Origin of the sequence: Streptomyces sp. T028 (assembly GCF_048159505.1) — a bacterium.
Classification (GTDB): domain Bacteria; phylum Actinomycetota; class Actinomycetes; order Streptomycetales; family Streptomycetaceae; genus Streptomyces.
The window spans coordinates 1-16,728 of record NZ_JBLRVZ010000084.1 but is presented as its reverse complement, the minus strand read 5'-3'; the positions used below and the strand labels follow the sequence as shown (position 1 = coordinate 16,728).

Annotated in this window: 17 protein-coding genes; 9 read left to right on the top strand and 8 right to left on the bottom strand. The window is 71.1% G+C overall.

All coding sequences use genetic code 11. The annotated features are described in order from the left end of the window. Positions 1-112: 112 nt before the first annotated feature. A complete protein-coding gene (locus ACLZN2_RS49170) occupies positions 113-1,420 on the bottom strand; it encodes a zf-HC2 domain-containing protein (RefSeq protein WP_416986601.1) in 1,308 nt (435 codons plus the stop codon). After that, positions 1,417-1,998 carry an RNA polymerase sigma factor gene (locus ACLZN2_RS49165; protein ID WP_416986600.1) on the bottom strand — a complete coding sequence of 194 codons (582 nt, stop codon included), beginning with the start codon at positions 1,996-1,998 and terminating at the stop codon, positions 1,417-1,419. Before ACLZN2_RS49165 ends, ACLZN2_RS49170 begins: the two co-directional genes overlap by 4 nt. Positions 1,999-2,339: 341 nt before the next feature. On the opposite strand from ACLZN2_RS49165, the gene ACLZN2_RS49160 reads away from it, so the two are divergent. Next, on the top strand, positions 2,340-2,723 hold the full coding sequence (locus ACLZN2_RS49160; RefSeq protein ID WP_416986599.1) for an STAS domain-containing protein: 384 nt from the start codon (positions 2,340-2,342) through the stop codon (positions 2,721-2,723). A gap of 288 nt (positions 2,724-3,011) precedes the next feature. Here ACLZN2_RS49160 and ACLZN2_RS49155 read toward each other — a convergent pair whose 3' ends face one another. Further along, the gene (locus tag ACLZN2_RS49155; RefSeq protein ID WP_416986597.1) at positions 3,012-3,476 is read right to left on the bottom strand and encodes a hypothetical protein; all 465 of its coding nucleotides are present in this window, start codon (positions 3,474-3,476) and stop codon (positions 3,012-3,014) included. 206 nt (positions 3,477-3,682) lie between these two features. On the opposite strand from ACLZN2_RS49155, the gene ACLZN2_RS49150 reads away from it, so the two are divergent. After that, complete coding sequence (locus ACLZN2_RS49150; RefSeq protein ID WP_416986595.1) at positions 3,683-4,195, top strand: EF-hand domain-containing protein; 513 nt, start codon at positions 3,683-3,685, stop codon at positions 4,193-4,195. On the opposite strand, the gene ACLZN2_RS49145 is transcribed toward ACLZN2_RS49150, so the two are convergent. Beyond that, the gene (locus tag ACLZN2_RS49145; protein WP_416986594.1) at positions 4,174-5,685 is read right to left on the bottom strand and encodes a class I adenylate-forming enzyme family protein; all 1,512 of its coding nucleotides are present in this window, start codon (positions 5,683-5,685) and stop codon (positions 4,174-4,176) included. The two genes, ACLZN2_RS49150 and ACLZN2_RS49145, sit on opposite strands and share 22 nt — an antisense overlap. A gap of 87 nt (positions 5,686-5,772) precedes the next feature. Between ACLZN2_RS49145 and ACLZN2_RS49140 the strand changes: the two genes are divergently transcribed. The 4 genes from ACLZN2_RS49140 (at position 5,773) to ACLZN2_RS49125 (ending at position 10,182) form a co-directional block, all read left to right on the top strand. Continuing rightward, the gene (locus tag ACLZN2_RS49140; protein WP_416986592.1) at positions 5,773-6,969 is read left to right on the top strand and encodes an amidohydrolase family protein; all 1,197 of its coding nucleotides are present in this window, start codon (positions 5,773-5,775) and stop codon (positions 6,967-6,969) included. Then, entirely contained in the window at positions 6,969-8,099 is a 1,131-nt protein-coding gene (locus ACLZN2_RS49135) for an acyl-CoA dehydrogenase family protein (protein ID WP_416986591.1), read from the top strand. Before ACLZN2_RS49140 ends, ACLZN2_RS49135 begins: the two co-directional genes overlap by 1 nt. Before the next feature lie 9 nt (positions 8,100-8,108). Further along, the gene (locus ACLZN2_RS49130) at positions 8,109-9,044 is read left to right on the top strand and encodes an acyl-CoA dehydrogenase family protein (protein WP_416986589.1); all 936 of its coding nucleotides are present in this window, start codon (positions 8,109-8,111) and stop codon (positions 9,042-9,044) included. A gap of 550 nt (positions 9,045-9,594) precedes the next feature. Beyond that, complete coding sequence (locus ACLZN2_RS49125) at positions 9,595-10,182, top strand: ATP-binding protein (RefSeq protein ID WP_416986603.1); 588 nt, start codon at positions 9,595-9,597, stop codon at positions 10,180-10,182. A gap of 455 nt (positions 10,183-10,637) precedes the next feature. Here the strand turns inward: ACLZN2_RS49125 and ACLZN2_RS49120 are convergent, their stop codons facing one another. Continuing rightward, on the bottom strand, positions 10,638-11,564 hold the full coding sequence (locus ACLZN2_RS49120; protein WP_416986587.1) for a cyclase family protein: 927 nt from the start codon (positions 11,562-11,564) through the stop codon (positions 10,638-10,640). A gap of 119 nt (positions 11,565-11,683) precedes the next feature. Here ACLZN2_RS49120 and ACLZN2_RS49115 point away from each other — a divergent pair, with 119 nt between their 5' ends. The 3 genes from ACLZN2_RS49115 to ACLZN2_RS49105 all read left to right on the top strand — a co-directional run bounded on the left by ACLZN2_RS49115 (position 11,684) and on the right by ACLZN2_RS49105 (position 14,899). Further along, a complete protein-coding gene (locus ACLZN2_RS49115) occupies positions 11,684-12,598 on the top strand; it encodes an SDR family NAD(P)-dependent oxidoreductase (protein ID WP_416986585.1) in 915 nt (304 codons plus the stop codon). A 97-nt stretch (positions 12,599-12,695) separates the two neighbouring features. After that, entirely contained in the window at positions 12,696-13,850 is a 1,155-nt protein-coding gene (locus ACLZN2_RS49110) for an acyl-CoA dehydrogenase family protein (RefSeq protein WP_416986584.1), read from the top strand. Beyond that, complete coding sequence (locus ACLZN2_RS49105) at positions 13,850-14,899, top strand: Zn-dependent alcohol dehydrogenase (protein ID WP_416986582.1); 1,050 nt, start codon at positions 13,850-13,852, stop codon at positions 14,897-14,899. Before ACLZN2_RS49110 ends, ACLZN2_RS49105 begins: the two co-directional genes overlap by 1 nt. A 22-nt stretch (positions 14,900-14,921) precedes the next feature. Here the strand turns inward: ACLZN2_RS49105 and ACLZN2_RS49100 are convergent, their stop codons facing one another. From ACLZN2_RS49100 to ACLZN2_RS49090, 3 genes are all read right to left on the bottom strand, one after another. Continuing rightward, complete coding sequence (locus tag ACLZN2_RS49100) at positions 14,922-15,191, bottom strand: hypothetical protein (protein WP_416986581.1); 270 nt, start codon at positions 15,189-15,191, stop codon at positions 14,922-14,924. A gap of 242 nt (positions 15,192-15,433) precedes the next feature. Then, on the bottom strand, positions 15,434-16,063 hold the full coding sequence (locus ACLZN2_RS49095; RefSeq protein ID WP_416986579.1) for a class I SAM-dependent methyltransferase: 630 nt from the start codon (positions 16,061-16,063) through the stop codon (positions 15,434-15,436). A 75-nt stretch (positions 16,064-16,138) separates the two neighbouring features. Then, positions 16,139-16,728, bottom strand: a 590-nt coding sequence (locus ACLZN2_RS49090; RefSeq protein WP_416986578.1) for a glycine-rich domain-containing protein, incomplete at its 5' end; no start/stop codon positions are given.

Below are 16,728 nucleotides of genomic sequence, written 5' to 3'. Positions count from 1 at the left end.
CGCGACCAGCCACAGACGGCCCGCAGCCGCCGTTCAAGGGGCGCGGGGAACTGCGCGAACGCCCCCACGCACCCGCACTCGCCAACGCACCGCAACCCGCCCCCACCTCCGGCTACATCCGGCTCATCGACGCCGCGGCGAACAGCACGTCCCTGATCGCCTCCCGGTCCCCCAGCTGCCCCGCCGCCGCCTCCTCCGGTCGCACATGACCCGCCGCCAGCCGGCAGAACTCCACGTCGTCCAGCGCCACGTGGGCCACCTCGTAGTCGGCGGAGCCCACCGCTCCGGGGGAGTCCAGGGGGATCAGCCACTGGCCCCCGCCGTCGCCCTCGATCTCCAGCCGCAGGCTGCGGCCGGGGCTGCCCGCGCTCACCAGATGGCGGGCGGCGCTCGGCGCGGGCGCGGCCAGCCCCGCGCGCCGGCGCGCGGCGAGCACCCGCGGCAGCATCCGCGCCGCCAGGTCGATCATGCCGCGGAGATGGCGGGGCGCGGGCGGCGCGTACGGATAGTCGACCGCCTCCGCGATGTCCTCCGCGTGCACCCAGCACTCGAACGCCCGGTCCAGCATCGCGTCCCGCAGGGGCAGCTCGAAGTCGCCGTACGAGACAGGCAGGGTGCCGGGGCCTCCCCCACCCGTGAAGGAGACCGTGCGCACGAGCGCGTGGCTCTGTTCGCGCCAGGGCCCGCGCACCGAGCGGGTGGGCGGGAAGTGCGAGGCCTCCCAGAACGCCTCGGTGCGTTCGGCGGGGCCGCGGACGCGGTCGGTGTCCGCCTTGGCGTCGTCGCCGAGCGGGTCCTCCAGGCCGAGGGCCACCCCGACCAGGCCGTCCACGGCGAGGAGATGGGCGATCACCCCGGCGACGGTGGTGCGGCGGGTCGCCTCGCTGTCGCCGCGGAACCAGCGCAGCCGTACGGGCGCGTGCCACTCGGCGTCGCCGAAGTCCTGGAGCAGGGCGTCCAGTCGCGCGGTCTCGGCGTCGTACGAGGCCGTCCACGCCGGTACCGGTATGCGCGGTGGGCGGCCGTCCAGGCAGGACTCCAGGACGCGGGTGCGCAGCCCGGGGTCGAGGTCGAGGCTCTCGGGGCGCTGGAGCAGTCCGACCGCCTCGCGCAGTCGCCGGGCCTCGTCCGCGCAGGGGCCGCAGCCGCCGAGGTGGTCCTCGACGGCCGCCGTCTCCTCGGCCGAGCAGGCCGCCAGCGCCCACGCGCCCAGCAGGGACTTCAGCACGGGGTGCTCCAGCCGGAGCGGTTCCGCGACGGCGAGCGCCTCCAGCGCGGGCAGCGCCAGGCCGGTGTCCTCGAGGGAGATACGGGGGACCGGGATGCGGGCCGGACGACGGGTGCCGCCGCCGTCCTCGCCGCTGCCGCCGTCGTCCTCGCTCTCGCCGTCGTAGGCCTCGAATCCGTCCGTGCCGCTCACGCCGCACCCCCGTATTCGGGCGGGGCCCCGGGGGACGGTGCGTCGTGGGCGGTGGAGAGCAGTTGCAGGCCGAGGCGGAGCCGGCGGCGGGCCTCGTCCTCGGTGACGCCGAGGTCGGCCGCGGTCTGGCGGTAGTCGCGGCGCTGGAAGTAGGCCAACTCCAGGGCGGCGCGCAGCGGGGCGGGCATGGCCTGCACTATGTAGTCGGCGCGGGCGGCGACCGAGGCGTGCCGCACCTTCCGCTCCAGGTCCTCGGCGGTGCCGGGGCCGCCCTCGGCCAGCGCGGCGGTCTCGGTGGCGCGCAGCCGCTGCACTGCGAGCCGGTGGGTCAGCGCGGCGATCCAGGTGCGCAGGGGGCTCTGCTGGGGGTCGTAGGCGTCGGGGTGCTGCCAGACGTGGACGAACACCTCACGGGTGACGCAGTCGGCCGCGTGTTCGTCTTCGAGCACACGATGGGCGAGGCCGTGCACGAGCGAAGCGAACCGGTCGTAGAGCTCACCGAGGGCGGCCGCCTCACCGCGCGCGAGTCGCTGCTGCATCTTGCGGTCCCAGCGGGGCGGTGCGTCCTTCTTCGCCATGCGGCCCCCTCACCTGTGCCCGTGCCTCGGCCCAGCCTGCGTCCACCGTCACCTCGAATGTAGTCGGCACGTACGACAACGCACGCCCCTTTGTTTCAATGTGCGCCCCTGATCGGCCGGGCGATGGTATGCGGCCGCGCCTACCCAGACTCATGCCGACCAATCTCGATCAAGTGTGTTCTGTTTCTGACTGATGCGGATCGAACAGGACTGGATACGACGGAATCAAGCCTCTTCTGTCGTGTACCTGTTTTTCGCCAGGTGTTTCGGGGCAACGCCGCTGGGCAGCCGCGCTGCAAGGAAGCGTAGGGACGGCTTCCGTTTTACGGCGAGGGAAAGGCGTGGTGGTGGCCTTCAAAGTGACCGGCGGCGAGCGGGGCGGTTGGGCCGTGCTCCATGTGTCGGGCGAGCTGGACCTGGTGACGTCGCCGATGCTGCGGCAGCGGGTGCACGACGAGGTGGCCGAGGGCCGCCACAGTCTCGTCCTGGATCTGTCCGAGGTGTACTTCTGCGACTCCAGCGGTGTCGGTGTGCTCATAGCGGCCCGCAGGCTGATCCGTTCGTGCCGGGGCCGGCTGCGGCTGATCCTGCCCGCGCGCGGTGCCGCGGAGGACTCCCACGTCAACCGCGTTCTGGGCGCACTCGGCGTCCGGCGCCTCTTCGACGTCTACGGCGACCTCGCGGAAGCCGTGGCCGAGGACGGCCCGAAGCCGCTGTCGGCGTGACGGGCGCGGCCGGGGATACGACACAGGCTCACCAGTCGGATTAGCGTTCCGTAGCGATCCCGTGCCAGACTGTAACGTGCACGCCCGGCGCCCAGGCGACGTCGGGCACCCTCCTCGGTCCTATAGCCGTGCAAGCTGGACCGACCAGCGTCCGGAGGGACGTGCCACGCGGGTCGATCGCTTCGGCGACCGACACCAGGGCGCGAAGGCGTTCGGCATACATCGGGCATATCGCTATGCCCGATCCCTAGGTTGCCCTAGGGATACCCAAGCCGAGCAGAGACGCTCTCAGCTCAGTCCGAGCGTGCCCTTGGCGGTGGCCACGAAGTCCTTGATCAGCTCCCGGGTGAGGTCCCGGCGCCCGTCGAAGGCCTCACGGTCCGGGGCCTTGTGCACCCGGTCGACCTCCAGGAGCACCTCCCAGGCCCGCTGCACGAGCGCCTCGTCCGGCGACAGCATCTGCACCCGGAACAGCGCCTCCTGGGCGACGGACCGCAGCTCGTAGCCCGCCATGCGGTTCTCCGTGACCTCCTCGGGGGAGCCGCCCTCGTGCTCACGGAACCAGCGGTGCACCAGCGCGCGCCGGTAGTTCACGAGCGCCCCGGCGTACGAGCCGTAGGCGTCCATGCGCTCCTGACGCAGCCTCTCGTCGCGGGTGAACCGCTCGGTGCGCTCCACCGCCCGTACCTGGAACCGGTGGGTCAGCCCCGCGCCCAGCAGGGTCCCCAGCACCGCTATGACACTTGCCGCCACTGCCTCCACGCCGAACAGTTGATCACATCGTCGCTCTGCCACAAGGGTGTCCCGAAATTCCCCCGGTCCGGGCACAGACCCCGCTCTTCCGCTGCCGCGCCACCGTCGGCGTCGTACGCTCCCTGCCGGAAGCAGTCACAGCTGCAGCCACAGAAGCAGTCACAGAAGCATCCCCCCATCAGGACGTACGGCGGCCCGGAGGAGACATGGTCAGCAGCGAGTACGAACGCAGGATCGCCGACCGGTTCGCCATCTTCGACCAGGACGGCAACGGCTACATCGACCGCGAGGACTTCGGCGCGGCCGCCAAGGCGCTGCTGGCCGAGTTCGGCACGGCGGCCCGGTCCGACAAGGGCCAGGCGCTGTACGCGGGCGCGGAGGCCTTCTGGCAGGGCATGGCGGGCATCGCGGACCGGGACGGCGACCAGCGCATCACCCGGGACGAGTTCGTGGGCGGCGCGGTCAAGCGCCTGCACGACAACCCCGGCCGCTTCGCCGAGATCGCCCGCCCCTTCCTGCACGCCGCGCTGGACATCGCGGACGCCGACGGCGACGGCCTGGTCACGGTCGAGGACACCGCGCGCGTGCTGCACGTCCTGGGCGTCCCCGAGGACCTCGCCCGCACGGTCGCCGGCGCCCTCGACACGGACACCGACGGCAAGGTCGGCGAGCCCGACGTCGTCCCCGCGGTCGCGCGCTACTTCACCGTCTCCGAGTAGCGCTCGCGCAGCTTGTACTTGAGGACCTTGCGGAGCGTGTCGTTGCGCGGCAGGGCGTCCACCACCTCCAGCTGCTCCGGCAGCTTGTGCACGGACAGCCCCGCCGCGCGCAGATACGACGTCAGCGCCTCCAGCGTCGGATCCTGCGCCCCCGCCGCCCGTTCCACCACCGCGCACACCCGTTCCCCGCGCTCGGCGTCCGGCAGCCCGATCACGGCCACGTCCGCGACGTCCGGGCGGGCGGCCAGCAGGTCCTCGATCTCCTTGGCTGAGATGTTCTCGCCCTTGCGGATGATGACGTCCTTCAGCCGCCCGGTGAGCACCAGATGCCCGCTCGCGGTCACCCGCCCGAGATCCCCGGTGCGCAGGAACCCGTCCTCGTCGAAGGCCTCCGCGGTCTGCGCCGGGTCCAGGTAGCCCCGGCACACGGCCTCGCCGCGCAGCCGCACCTCCCCGCCCCGCGCGATCCGTATCTCCATCCCCTCGGGCGGCCGGCCCTCGGTCGTCGCGAGGTTCTCCACGGTGTCGTCCGGCGAGCCCATGGTGATCATCGGCACCTCGGTCATGCCGTAGCCGTGGGTGAGCTGCACGCCCATCTCGCGCACGACCGCGTGATACACCTCGGGCGGCTTGGGCGCCCCGCCCCCGGCGAGCAGCCGCAGCGAGGGGATCACCGGGTCGCCCGGCTGTTTGCGCTGCTCGGCCAGGAACATCGAGTAGAACGCCGTCGACCCGCCCGCCACGGTCACCCCGTGCCGGCGGTACTCCGCGAGGGCCTCCGGCAGCGCGAACTGCTCGAACATCACCGCGGGGAAGCCGTACAGCAGGAGCATGACCGTGTAGTCGGGCCCCGCGATGTGCGCGTACGGGAAGGCCATCGAGCCCACGTCGTCGGCGGTCAGCTTCAGCGCGTGCGCGAGGCAGGAGCCGCCCGCGATGAGGGAGCGGTCGGTGTGCAGGACGCCCTTGGGGTCGGAGGTCGTCCCGGAGGTCCAGTAGATCCAGCGGACGGACGTGCCGTCGGAGGGCGGCGGGGGCAGCACCGCCGGGTCGCCCTCGGGCAGGTCGTCGTAAGCGTCGAACACGCCCTTCGCGCCGAGCCGCAGGGCCATCTCACCGTGGTCGAAACCGCGCCAGACGCCCGGTACGGCGAAGAACTCCGCCCGTGACTCCCGCAGCGCGAAGCCGACCTCGCGGTCCCGGTAGAACGGGATGACGGGGCTCTGCACGGCGCCCAGGCGGGCCAGCGCGAAGGACAGCACGGCCGTCTCGATCCGGGTGGGCAGCTGCCAGGCGACGACCGTGCCGGGGCGTACGCCCATGCCGTACAGCCCGGCCGCCGTCCGTTCGGCACGCGCGCGTAGTCCGTCGAAGGTCAGCGTGCGGTCGCCCTGGAGGAGGACGGGCCGGTCGGGGGTGAGGTCGGCGCGGCGGGCGACCAGTTCCCACAGGGTGCGGGAGGAGCTCAGGGAGTGCGGGGTGTCGTTCATGTGTGCCCCCAGCTTGGCTGACGACTCGTCAGGTGCCATGCTATCTGACGGGTCATCAGATAAGTACCGTCCGGCGGAGGGGAACCCATGGCCACCGAACTGCCCCGCATCATCAGCGTCGACGACCATGTGATCGAACCCGCGCACCTCTTCGCGACCTGGCTGCCGCAGAAGTACCGCGACCGCGGGCCGCAGCCCCTCACCGCCGGGATCGGCGAGCTGGCCTACGTCGGCGGGAAGTACCAGATCACCATGGACCCCGACGGCCAGACCACCGACTGGTGGATCTACGAGGACCTGAAGTTCCCGTACAAGCGCAACATCGCCGCCGTCGGCTTCGACCGGGACGAGATGACCCTGGAGGGCATCACCCGCGAGGAGATGCGGCGCGGCTGCTGGGATCCGAAGGCCCGGCTCGAGGACATGGACCTCAACCACGTCGAGGCGTCCCTCTGCTTCCCCTCCTTCCCGCGCTTCTGCGGGCAGACCTTCGCCGAGGCGCACGACAAGGAGGTCGCGCACGCGTGCGTGCGTGCCTACAACGACTGGATGGTCGAGGAGTGGTGCGGCGACAGCGGCGGACGCCTCATCCCGCTCTGTCTGATCCCGCTGTGGGACATCGACCTCGCGGTCGCGGAGATCCGGCGCAACGCCGCCCGCGGGGTGCGCGCGGTCACCTTCTCCGAGATCCCCACCCACCTGGGGCTGCCGTCCATCCACTCCGGCTACTGGGACCCGTTCTTCGCCGTGTGCGAGGAGACCGGGACCGTCGTCAACATGCACATCGGCTCGTCCTCGCAGATGCCGGCCGCCTCGCCCGACGCGCCCCCCGCCGTGCAGGCGTCGCTGTCCTTCAACAACGCCATGGCCTCGATGATGGACTACCTGTTCAGCGGGGTCCTGGTGAGGTTCCCGGCGCTCAAACTGGCGTACTCCGAGGGCCAGATGGGCTGGATCCCGTACGCCCTGGAGCGCGCCGACGACGTCTGGGAGGAGCACCGGGCCTGGGGCGGGGTGCGCGACCTGATCCCCGAGCCGCCGTCGACGTACTACTACCGGCAGATGTACTGCTGCTTCTTCCGCGACAAGCACGGGGTGGCCTCCCTGGACGTCGTCGGCCGCGACAACGCCACCTTCGAGACCGACTACCCGCACGTCGACTCGACCTTCCCGCACACCAAGGAGGTCGCCCTCGACCACGTCAAGGGCCTCGACGACGAGACGGTCTACAAGCTGATGCGGGGCAACGCGATCCGCATGCTGGACCTGGACCTCGACAAGTAATGGACCTGACGTACACGGCCGAGGAGGAGGACTTCCGCGCGCGGCTGCGGGAGTGGCTCGGCAAGGCGCTGCCCACGCTCCCCCCGAAGCCGTCCCCGGACGACTGGCCCGGCCGCCGCGCATACGACCTCGGGTGGCAGCGCATGCTGTACGACGCCGGGTACGCGCACGTGCACTGGGACGCCGAGCCCACGACCCGGCTGATCTTCCTGGAGGAGACGGAGAAGGCCGGCGCGCCCTATGTGGGGGCCAACTTCGTCGGACTGCTGCACGCGGGGCCGACGATCGCCGCCGAGGGCACGGACGCCCAGCGTCAGCGCTGGCTGGAGCCGATCCTGCGCGGCGAGGAGGTCTGGTGCCAGGGCTTCAGCGAACCGGACGCCGGCTCCGACCTCGCGGCACTGCGCACGCGCGCGTGGCGCGACGGAGACGACTACGTGGTGAGCGGGTCCAAGATCTGGACCTCCCACGCCGAAGTCGCCGACTGGTGCGAACTGCTGGTGCGGACCGATCCCACGGCGGCGAAACACCGGGGCATCACCTGGCTGGCGATGCCCATGGACGCCCCCGGGATCACCGTACGGCCGCTGCGGACGCTCGCCGGGTCCGCCGAGTTCGCCGAGGTGTTCCTCGACGAGGTGCGGGTGCCGGTGGCCAATCGGGTCGGGGACGAGAACGACGGCTGGCGGGTCACCATGGTCACGCTCTCCTTCGAGCGCGGCACCGCGTTCGTAGGCGAGGTCGTCGCCTGCCGGCGCGTGCTCGGCGAACTGGCCCGCGAGGCCCGCGCGAACGGCCGCTGGGACGACGCCGTCCTGCGGCGCAGGCTCGCCCTCCTGGAGGCCGACTTCCGTGCGCTGTGGCGGCTGACGCAGTGGAACGTGAGCGAGGCCTCGGCGGGCGGGGTGCCCGGCGTGGGGGGTTCGGTTTTCAAACTGAGGTATTCGCACGCCCGTCAGGAGTTGTACGACACCGCGGCCGACGTCCTGGGCGACGCGGCCCTCGATCTCGACCGGCCCTGGGTGCTCGACCGGCTCTCCTCGCTGTCGTACACCATCGCGGCCGGAACCTCGCAGATCCAGCGCGACATCGTGGCGGAACGGATCCTCGGGCTGCCGAAGGGACGGTGAGACTCCTCCGTGCGCTTCCGACTGACCGACGACCAGAAGGCGTTGAGACAAGGGGTACGCGACCTGCTCGCCCGGCGCTTCGACCGGGACGCGCTGCGGGCGGCCGTGGAGCGGCCCGGACTCGACCGGGCGCTGTGGCGGGAGCTCGGCGCCGCCGGGTTCTTCGCCCTGCGGCTGCCGGAGGCGGCGGGCGGGGTCGGACTCGGGCTGCCCGAGGCGGTGTTGGCCTTCGAGGAGGCGGGCCGGGCACTCCTGCCGGGGCCCCTGGTCGCCACTCACCTCGCGGCGGGCCGGGTGCCCGGAGCGGCCGAGGGGGAGACGGTGGTGACGACCGTGGACGCCGGAGGGCTGGTGGAGTGGCTGGCGGCGGCGGACGTGGTGGACGGGGACGCCGCGGGGGCCGTGGAGGCCGTGGAGGCCGTGGAGCTGCGGTCGGTGGATCCGTTGACCCCGTTGCACCGGGTGGCCCGGGGGTACAGGGGGTCCCGGGGGACCAGGGGGTCCGCCCCTGCTCCCGCTGTCGAGCCGGTCGCCGTTCTCCTCACCGCCGCCGAGCAGCTCGGTACCGCCACGCGCGCGTGTGAGCTGGCCGTGCAACACGCGCGGGCACGCGAGCAGTTCGGGCAGCCGATCGGCGCCTTCCAGGCCGTCAAGCATCTGTGCGCGGAGCTGCTGGTGCGCGTCGAGGTGGCCCGTGCGGCGGTCTACGCGGCAGCCGTCACCGCCGACCCGGCCGACATCGCGGCCGCCCGGCTCCTCGCCGACGAGGCCGCCGTACGCGGTGCCCGCGACTGTCTCCAGGTGCACGGCGGCATGGGGTTCACCTGGGAGGCGGACGTGCATCTGCTGCTGAAACGCGCCTGGGTGCGCACCCGGCGTGCGGGAGGTGGTACGGAGAGTGAGGAACTGCTCGCGCGGGAACTGCTGACCGCGGCGGGCCGATAGCGCCGCCGCCTGCGCCGACATCCGGTGCGTTGCTCGGACTGCCGTACGGGTGTCGCGGATTGTGGCAATCCGGGTTCACGGAGCGTTGATACCGGGTTGTGTCCGATGCGTGACCCGTCACGGCCCGGAGTCGACCGGCTCCTCCGGTACCTTCTGTGGGATGCGAGTGGTTCCGAGCATGAGCCATGCCGGTGGTGCCCCTGGGGCGGCGCCGAAACCGGCGGTGCGTGCCGCTGCTCGCAGGGCGGACAGGCTTCAGGCCCCCGCCTGTTCGACTCCCTGGCGCGGGCGTCGCACAGTATGCCGCACGGGTACTCCTTCGCGCTGGAATATGCCCGAAGCGCTTGTTGAGGTGACTGTACGTCAACCAAGCTGTCTCGTAAGGGATTCACGTTCCGTCACGCTGCCTCTGGCCGTTGTTCTGGCCATGCAGAAAATGGCTACGATCGTGGCCCCCGTCGTCATGGTGCCCACGCGACTCGCGTGGCTCGCGTGGCGCACGGCCATGTGTCCGCCGGTTCGGATGGTGTGAGCGGTGCAGGTGCTTCAAGTGCAGCTGGAGATCCGGCCCGACCCCGCAGAGGTGGGGCGCGCCAGGAGGTGGGCCCGTTCGCGCCTTGCCGGGTGCGGCATAGGGGATGACGAGCCGCTCGCCGAGACGTTGGTCCTGCTCGTCTCCGAACTGGTCACCAACGCCGTGGTGCACACCGGCCGTCCGGCCGTGGTCCGGCTGTCGCTGCCGGGCGTCGGCCCGGGTGCGGCGGACGGGGCGGTCACGGTCCGCCTCGAGGTGACGGACACCAGCGACCGCGCCCCCGTGCCCCGTTGTGTGGGCGACGACGCCACCGGCGGGCGGGGCCTGGCCCTCGTCGACTGCCTCGCGGACCGCTGGGGCTGGAGCGTGGAAGGCGGGGGCAAGCGCATCTGGTGCGAACTGGACCGCTGCGAGGGGCCAGCCGAGGGCGCGGTGGGCGGCGAGAACGCGGGCGAGTACGGAAGAGGCGAGCGCGGGGCCCTGGCGGGCGGCCTGGAGGGTACGGCGTACCCGGAGCCCGTGTACCCGAAGCCTCCGGTGTATCCGAAGCCACCGGTCCGCCCGCAGCCGGCGTACGAGGGGCTCGCGCTCGAGGTCGTGTGAGTGTGTGGCTGGTTGACGTGGCCGGTCGACGGGGGGCGATTGACGGTTCGTTCGGTGGGCTGCTCAACCCGCGCACGGGTGTGGAACATCGATGACCTGTGGTGCACGGTTGCAGAAAGCGCTGTCGCCCTCAGGTGGCACGGCCTCGGTGCGCCCGGATGTGCTTCCGTGCGCGCCCGTTGCAAATGGTGCGTAAGTAACAAATCCCCGTTCGGGTGTTGACGCGGCGTGTCCGTTTGATCACGCTTGTGGTCAGCGATTCGCCGCGAGGGGACGACGAGGGCTTCGACGACGCAGCCCTCGCCGAGTGTGGGTCGTGATTCGGCGTCGTGTTCCTCAGGGTCGGAGGGGGGCCGGGGAGAGTACGCCGAGTCGGATGGCGGCGCGCGGTGCCGTGCTCGGGGCGGGCAGCAGCGCGCCGCCGTCGGACGTCTTCCGGGGCCGGCTCCCGGGGCTCAGAGAATGGCCACGGGGGCCACCGGGGTTCCCGTGCCGCCGACGAACGGCTCCGGCATCGCCGACAGCAGGAACGCGTAGCGGCCTTCTTCTCCACAGGCTGTGGACAACTCTTCGAGATTCCAGTTCTGGCCCTGCAGCATCCCCATCTCCACCAGGTCGAGGGCGTGCACGGGCAGCCACAGGTCCTCGATCTCCGGCGGGAAGATCTCGAACGTCATGGTGTCGTTGGCGACGGCCGCCACATCGCGCGCGTGGAACCACTCCGGTGTGCGCAACGACAGCCCCGGCGACGGGAACGCGTACGCGTGCTTGTCGCCGGACAGATACAGCTGGATCTGCCCCGTCCGTACGAGCACGATGTCGCCGGCACGCACACGCGTACCCGCGAGTTCCTCCGCCGCCTCCAGGTCCCCCGGGGTGACCGGGTGCCCGCCCTCCAGTCGGTCGACGCCACGCGCGCGTGCCACGTCCAGCAGCACCCCGCGCGAGACGATGTGCCGTGCCTTGTCGATCCCGCTGAACTCGGCGCCCGCGTGCGCGGTGATCCCGGACGCCGGGCGGCCGTTGTAGATCTTTCCCGAGTGCGAGACGTGGGTCAGCGCGTCCCAGTGGGTGGCCGCCTGCAGTCCCATCGTCACGGCGTCGTCGCTGCACGCGACCGTGCCGGGGCCGAAGATCTCCTGGTTGATCTGCACCATGGTGTGCATCGGGTTGACCCGCCCCGGGATCATCCCGGTCTGCACACCGTCCTCGCGCAGGGGGAGCGCGAGCGGCACCCGGCGCCCCGAGCGGATCTCGGCTGCCGCGCCGCGCACCACCCCGTCGGTGATCAGGTTGAGCGTGCCGATCTCGTCGGCGGTCCCCCAGCGCCCCCAGTTGTTGACGCGCTTGGCGATGTCGTGGAACTCCTCCGGCAGTGTCATCCGGTGCCTCCCCGGGGCTTGTCCTCGCCCGTCCGGCGGGACATAAAATCTAACGGTCCGTCAGATACGTTCTTCGAATCATCTAACCGTCCGTCAGAAAACGCGGGAAGGGGCCGGGCGTGGGGAACTTCTTGACCGGCAAGGTCGTCGCCGTCACCGGGGCGGGACGGGGCATCGGGCGAGCGGTGGCGCTCGCGGCGGCGGCCGAGGGCGCGCGGGTCGTCGTCAACGACTACGGGGTGGGCGTGGACGGCGCGTCGCCCACGAGCGAGGTCGCCGAGGCCGTCGTCAAGGAGATCGAGGCGGCGGGCGGCGAGGCCGTCGCGGTCGCCGACGACATCTCCACGATGGCGGGCGGCCAGCGGGTCGTGGACACCGCCCTGGATGCCTACGGGCGGCTCGACGGAGTCGTCTGCGTGGCCGGGATCCTGCGCGAGCGCATGCTGTTCAACATGTCCGAGGAGGAGTGGGACCCGGTCGTCGCCACCCATCTCAAGGGCACCTTCACGGTCTTCCGGGCGGCCTCCGCGGTCATGCGCCGGCAGGGATCCGGCACGCTGATCGGCTTCACCAGCGGCAACCACCAGGGGTCCGTCTCGCAGGCCAACTACAGCGCGGCGAAGGGCGGGATCATCTCGCTGGTGCGGAGCGCCGCGCTGGGTCTGCACAAGTACGGGGTGACCGCCAACGCGGTCGCGCCGGTCGCGCGGACACGGATGTCGGCGGGGGTGCCGATGGAGCTGGCGGAGATCGGGGAGCCCGAGGATGTCGCCGCCATGGTGATTTTCCTTTTGTCGGACCGCTCGCGGGAGCTGGGGATAACCGGGCAGGTCTACACGGTCGCCGGTGCGAAGATCGCTGTGTGGGCACAGCCGCGGGAGCTGCGGGCCGCGTATGCCGAGGAGGGTTCCTGGACGCCCTCGCGGATCGCGGAGGTGCTGCCGGGGGCGGTGGGGGTGGATCCGATGCCGATGCTGGAGCGGTTGGAGGAGATGCGGCGCGCCGCGGCGGAGGGGGCGCGGCCCAACGGGTGAGTTCTTGTTCGTCGGCGGGTGCGGGTTGTGTGTGGCTGGTCGCGCAGTTCCCCGCGCCCCTTGGGTATCGCACTTGGCCTTGCTCAAGGAGGTGGACGTGGATTTCGGGTTTGATCCGGCGGACGAAGAGTTTCGCGCCGAAGCGCGCGCCTGGCTCGCCGCTCATGTCGGTGGTGAACGGGATCGCCGTTCATGGGAACGCACGCTCGGTGCCGGCGGGTGGGTTGGGCTGGGGTGGGGGGAGAGGGGGTACGGGAATCGGACCGCCAGTCTCACTCAGCAGGTCGCCTGGGCCGAGGAGTACGCCCGCTCGGGTGCACCGCCCCGGTCCGGCCACATCGGGGAGAACCTGCTCGCGCCGACTCTTCTTGCCCATGGCACCTCCGAGCAGAAGTCCCGTTTCCTGCCGCCCGTTGCCGCCGGCGACGAACTCTGGTGCCAGGGGTACAGCGAGCCGGGCGCCGGGTCCGACCTCGCCGGAGTGCGGACGCGGGCCGACGCCGATGCCGACGGGCGGACGTACCGCGTCACGGGGCAGAAGATCTGGACCTCCCTCGCGCACGAGGCCGACTGGTGTTTCGTCCTCGCCCGTACCGACCCCGACTCGACCCGCCACCACGGGCTGTCCTTCCTCCTCGTGCCCATGGACCAGCCGGGCCGGATCGAGGTGCGGCCCATCCGGCAGCTGACCGGCACCAGCGAGTTCAACGAGGTGTTCTTCGACGGGGCACAGGCGCGTGCGGAGCATGTCGTCGGGGCCGTGGGGGGAGGCTGGCGGGTCGCGATGAGCCTCCTCGGGTTCGAGCGCGGGGTGTCGACGCTCGCCCAGCAGATCGGGTTCGCCGAGGAGTTGGGGCGCGTGGTCCGTACGGCCGTGGAGACGGGCGCGGCCGACGACCCCGTCGTACGCGACCGGCTGGTGCGGCTGTGGGCCGAGCTGCGGACCATGCGGTGGAACGCGCTGCGGACCCTGGGCGGTTCCGGCGGGCCGGGGGCGCCCAGTGTGGCCAAGCTGCTGTGGGCGGGCTGGCATCAGCGGCTCGGGGAGGCCGCGGTGCAGGTGCGGGGCGCGGCGGCGAGCGCGGGCCCGTCGGACTGGACGCCCGGGAAGCCGTACGAACTCGACGACGCGCAGCACCTGTTCCTGTTCTCCCGGGCCGACACGATCTACGGCGGCTCGGACCAGATCCAGCGCACGATCATCGCCGAGCGCGTGCTCGGCCTGCCAAGAGAGCGCAAGGGGGTCGTCTGATGCGAGGCGTGCTGTTCGACGGGAAGCGGGCGGAGGTCGTCGACGATCTCGACGTACGCGATCCGGGACCCGGCGAGGTGCTCGTGGCGATCTCGGCGGCCGGGCTGTGCCACAGCGATCTGTCGGTGGTCGACGGGACGATCCCCTTCCCGGCGCCGGTCGTCCTCGGCCATGAGGGCGCGGGCGTGGTGGAGGCGGTCGGGGCCGGGGTCAGCCATGTCGTCCCCGGCGACCATGTGGCCCTCTCCACCCTGGCGAGCTGCGGGACCTGCGCCGAGTGCGACCGGGGGCGGCCGACGATGTGCCGGCAGGCGATCGGGCGGCCGCTGAAGCCGTTCACGCGCGCGGGGCAGGCCGTGTACCAGTTCGCCTCCAACTCCGCCTTCGCCGAGCGGACGGTCGTCAGGGCTGTCCAGGCGGTGCGGATACCGAAGGACATCCCGCTGCCGTCCGCGGCACTGATCGGGTGCGGGGTGCTGACCGGGGTGGGCGCCGTCCTCAACCGCGCGCGGGTCGGGTACGGCGAGAGCGTCGTCGTCATCGGGACGGGCGGCGTCGGGCTCAACGTTTTGCAGGGCGCGCGGATCGCGGGCGCGCTGCGGATCGTCGCCGTCGACGCCAACCCGGCGAAGGAGGCGGTGGCCCGGCTTTTCGGGGCGACCGACTTCCTGACCTCCACGGAGGGCGTGCGGGACGTGCTGCCGACGGGCGCGGACCATGTCTTCGAGTGCGTGGGGCGGGTGGAGCTGATCCGGGCGGCCGTCGACCTGCTGGACCGGCACGGGCAGGCGGTGCTGCTGGGAGTGCCGCCGGCGACGGCCGAGGCGTCCTTCCTGGTTTCCTCCCTCTTCCTGGACAAGTCCATCCTGGGCTGCCGCTACGGCGCCTCCCGCCCCCAGCGGGACATCGCCCTGTACGCCGGCCTGTACCGCGAGGGCCGGCTGCTCCTCGACGAACTCATCACGCGGACCTACCCGGTCGAGGACTTCGAGAAGGCGACTGCGGACGCGGAGGCGGGGCGGGTGGCGCGGGGGGTGCTCACGTTCTAGAGAGGCGCCGGTTCCGGCTGGTTCAGCTCTGCGCGGTTCGGACGCGGTTGGTCACGGTGAGGCTCAGCAGCGCCTCGACCGTGGAGAAGGAGCCGAGGCGCAGGCTCCAGGAACCGATCGAGGACGCCGCGATGTCGGCGAAGGCCGGCATCCGAAGCAGTGCGGTACTCAGGGCGAATCCGACCACGACTGCGACGACCAGGGCCCATGTCGGAGGTTCGTGGATGACCGACACCACGACGCCTGCGATGGCCACGACGGCACAGAGCGCGACAACCAGGGTGAGATACATACCCTCAGTGTTCCGGCGGACGGTGGCGGTCCCATCCTCTCGGGGAACGAACCCCGTCTGTATCTCTGGGTAGAGATCTCTGGGTTGAGATTCCTGGGTTGAGATCTCTGAGAACAGACCAGCCTGCCCAACGACCAGATCGCCCGTGAGGCCGGATCGGCACCGCCCAGTGATGAGTCGGCCCCTGTGGGGATCTCCTGTGTCATGTCGGAGAGCGCCCGAGACGGGCGCACACTACGTGGTCAGGCCGCCAAGGCACGGACAAGCATCGTGCCCACGGCCCTGCCCTCTGGCGGGTCGATCAGAGACACGCACACGTCAGAGAAGCCGTGCCCCTTCAGAATGCGACCCCACACATCCGGGGTGCGGTCGTGCCGCAGTCCGGCTTTGGCAGGCTTGGGCCCCTGACTGCCTGCAGGCAAATGCGAGAAGGCCAGGATGCCGCCCGGCGCCATACGCAGGCGGATCAGCGGGAGCAGGGCATCCGGATCGACGAACCACACGGCACCAAAGATCGAGAGCACGACATCAAATGTTTCGTCCGTCTCGTTCAGGAACGCCGTCGCCTCCGCCGTACGGAACTCAAGGCCCGGCAGATCGCCCCAGCGCTCCCGCGCGACCGTCTCGCGGGCGGGGGCGATGTCCACCCCTTGGCCTGTCGCGCCAAGCGTCACGAGGTGCGCGAGGTTACTACCGCTCCCCGAGCCGAGTTCCAGCACCCGGCGTCCGGCCACGGGACCCAGAACGCTCTCGTTCGGCCCGTGATCGGCGTACTGAGTCCAGTTCAGCCAGGTCGTCTCACCCTTGGCGTTCACGGTCCTGCGTGGCTTGCTCCCGACCGCGTACCTGTCCCAGGACTCAGCCAATGACATGCGGTGATCCTTTCCGGCAAGTGGGGCCCACCCCCAACGTACGGGGGTAGGCCCCAACTCACGTGCTGCTCACTACTACTTGGGCGAGTCGTGACACCCGGCGTGGCACTGGTTGCAGTCGGCCGCGGCCTCCATGCCCCACAGGTCCGCGTCGATGTCGAACCCGGCCGCCTTCATGGCCTTGATCGTCTGCTCCAGAACGAGCGGGCCGCCGGTCTTGAGGTCGTGGCCGTCCAGCGTCGCCTTTTCGTCGCTGACGCACTGGACACCAACCGCCGTCCCTGGAAGTTCCGGCACGTGGTGGATGTACCGGCCGAAGTGCCGGTTGGTGAAGTGGTGGTACGGGATCGAGTCGAGCATGAACGAGTGCCATGCCTCGTCCACCTGCCTGGACGGGCCCAGGAGAAGGTCCGGGTTCTCGCCGCACGTGACCAGGTAGGCGATGGCCTGCCCGAACTTGGCCTCTGCCAGTTCGCGTGTGTTCTCCGGGTTGCGGAGGAGGAGGGCTACCTCCCGCTCCCACACGTCCGGCGTGACGTACGCCTTCGGGTCACGGATGACTACTGCCGTGCTCAGAGGGCGGTATGTGACGTAGTGCCGCGTTTGTTGTCGCTGGAACGTGTGGCACAGGCGTATCGGGGCTGATCGGGGAGTCCTGCCGTGCT

Bases quoted from the DNA above. Each gene is read 5' to 3' on its own strand.
- ACLZN2_RS49165 (WP_416986600.1), bottom strand. From the start codon at position 1,998: ATGGCGAAGAAGGACGCACCGCCCCGCTGGGACCGCAAGATGCAGCAG.
- ACLZN2_RS49150 (WP_416986595.1), top strand. From the start codon at position 3,683: ATGGTCAGCAGCGAGTACGAACGCAGGATCGCCGACCGGTTCGCCATC.
- ACLZN2_RS49145 (WP_416986594.1), bottom strand. From the start codon at position 5,685: ATGAACGACACCCCGCACTCCCTGAGCTCCTCCCGCACCCTGTGGGAA.
- ACLZN2_RS49140 (WP_416986592.1), top strand. From the start codon at position 5,773: ATGGCCACCGAACTGCCCCGCATCATCAGCGTCGACGACCATGTGATC.
- ACLZN2_RS49135 (WP_416986591.1), top strand. From the start codon at position 6,969: ATGGACCTGACGTACACGGCCGAGGAGGAGGACTTCCGCGCGCGGCTG.
- ACLZN2_RS49120 (WP_416986587.1), bottom strand. From the start codon at position 11,564: ATGACACTGCCGGAGGAGTTCCACGACATCGCCAAGCGCGTCAACAAC.
- ACLZN2_RS49105 (WP_416986582.1), top strand. From the start codon at position 13,850: ATGCGAGGCGTGCTGTTCGACGGGAAGCGGGCGGAGGTCGTCGACGAT.
- ACLZN2_RS49100 (WP_416986581.1), bottom strand. From the start codon at position 15,191: ATGTATCTCACCCTGGTTGTCGCGCTCTGTGCCGTCGTGGCCATCGCA.
- ACLZN2_RS49095 (WP_416986579.1), bottom strand. From the start codon at position 16,063: ATGTCATTGGCTGAGTCCTGGGACAGGTACGCGGTCGGGAGCAAGCCA.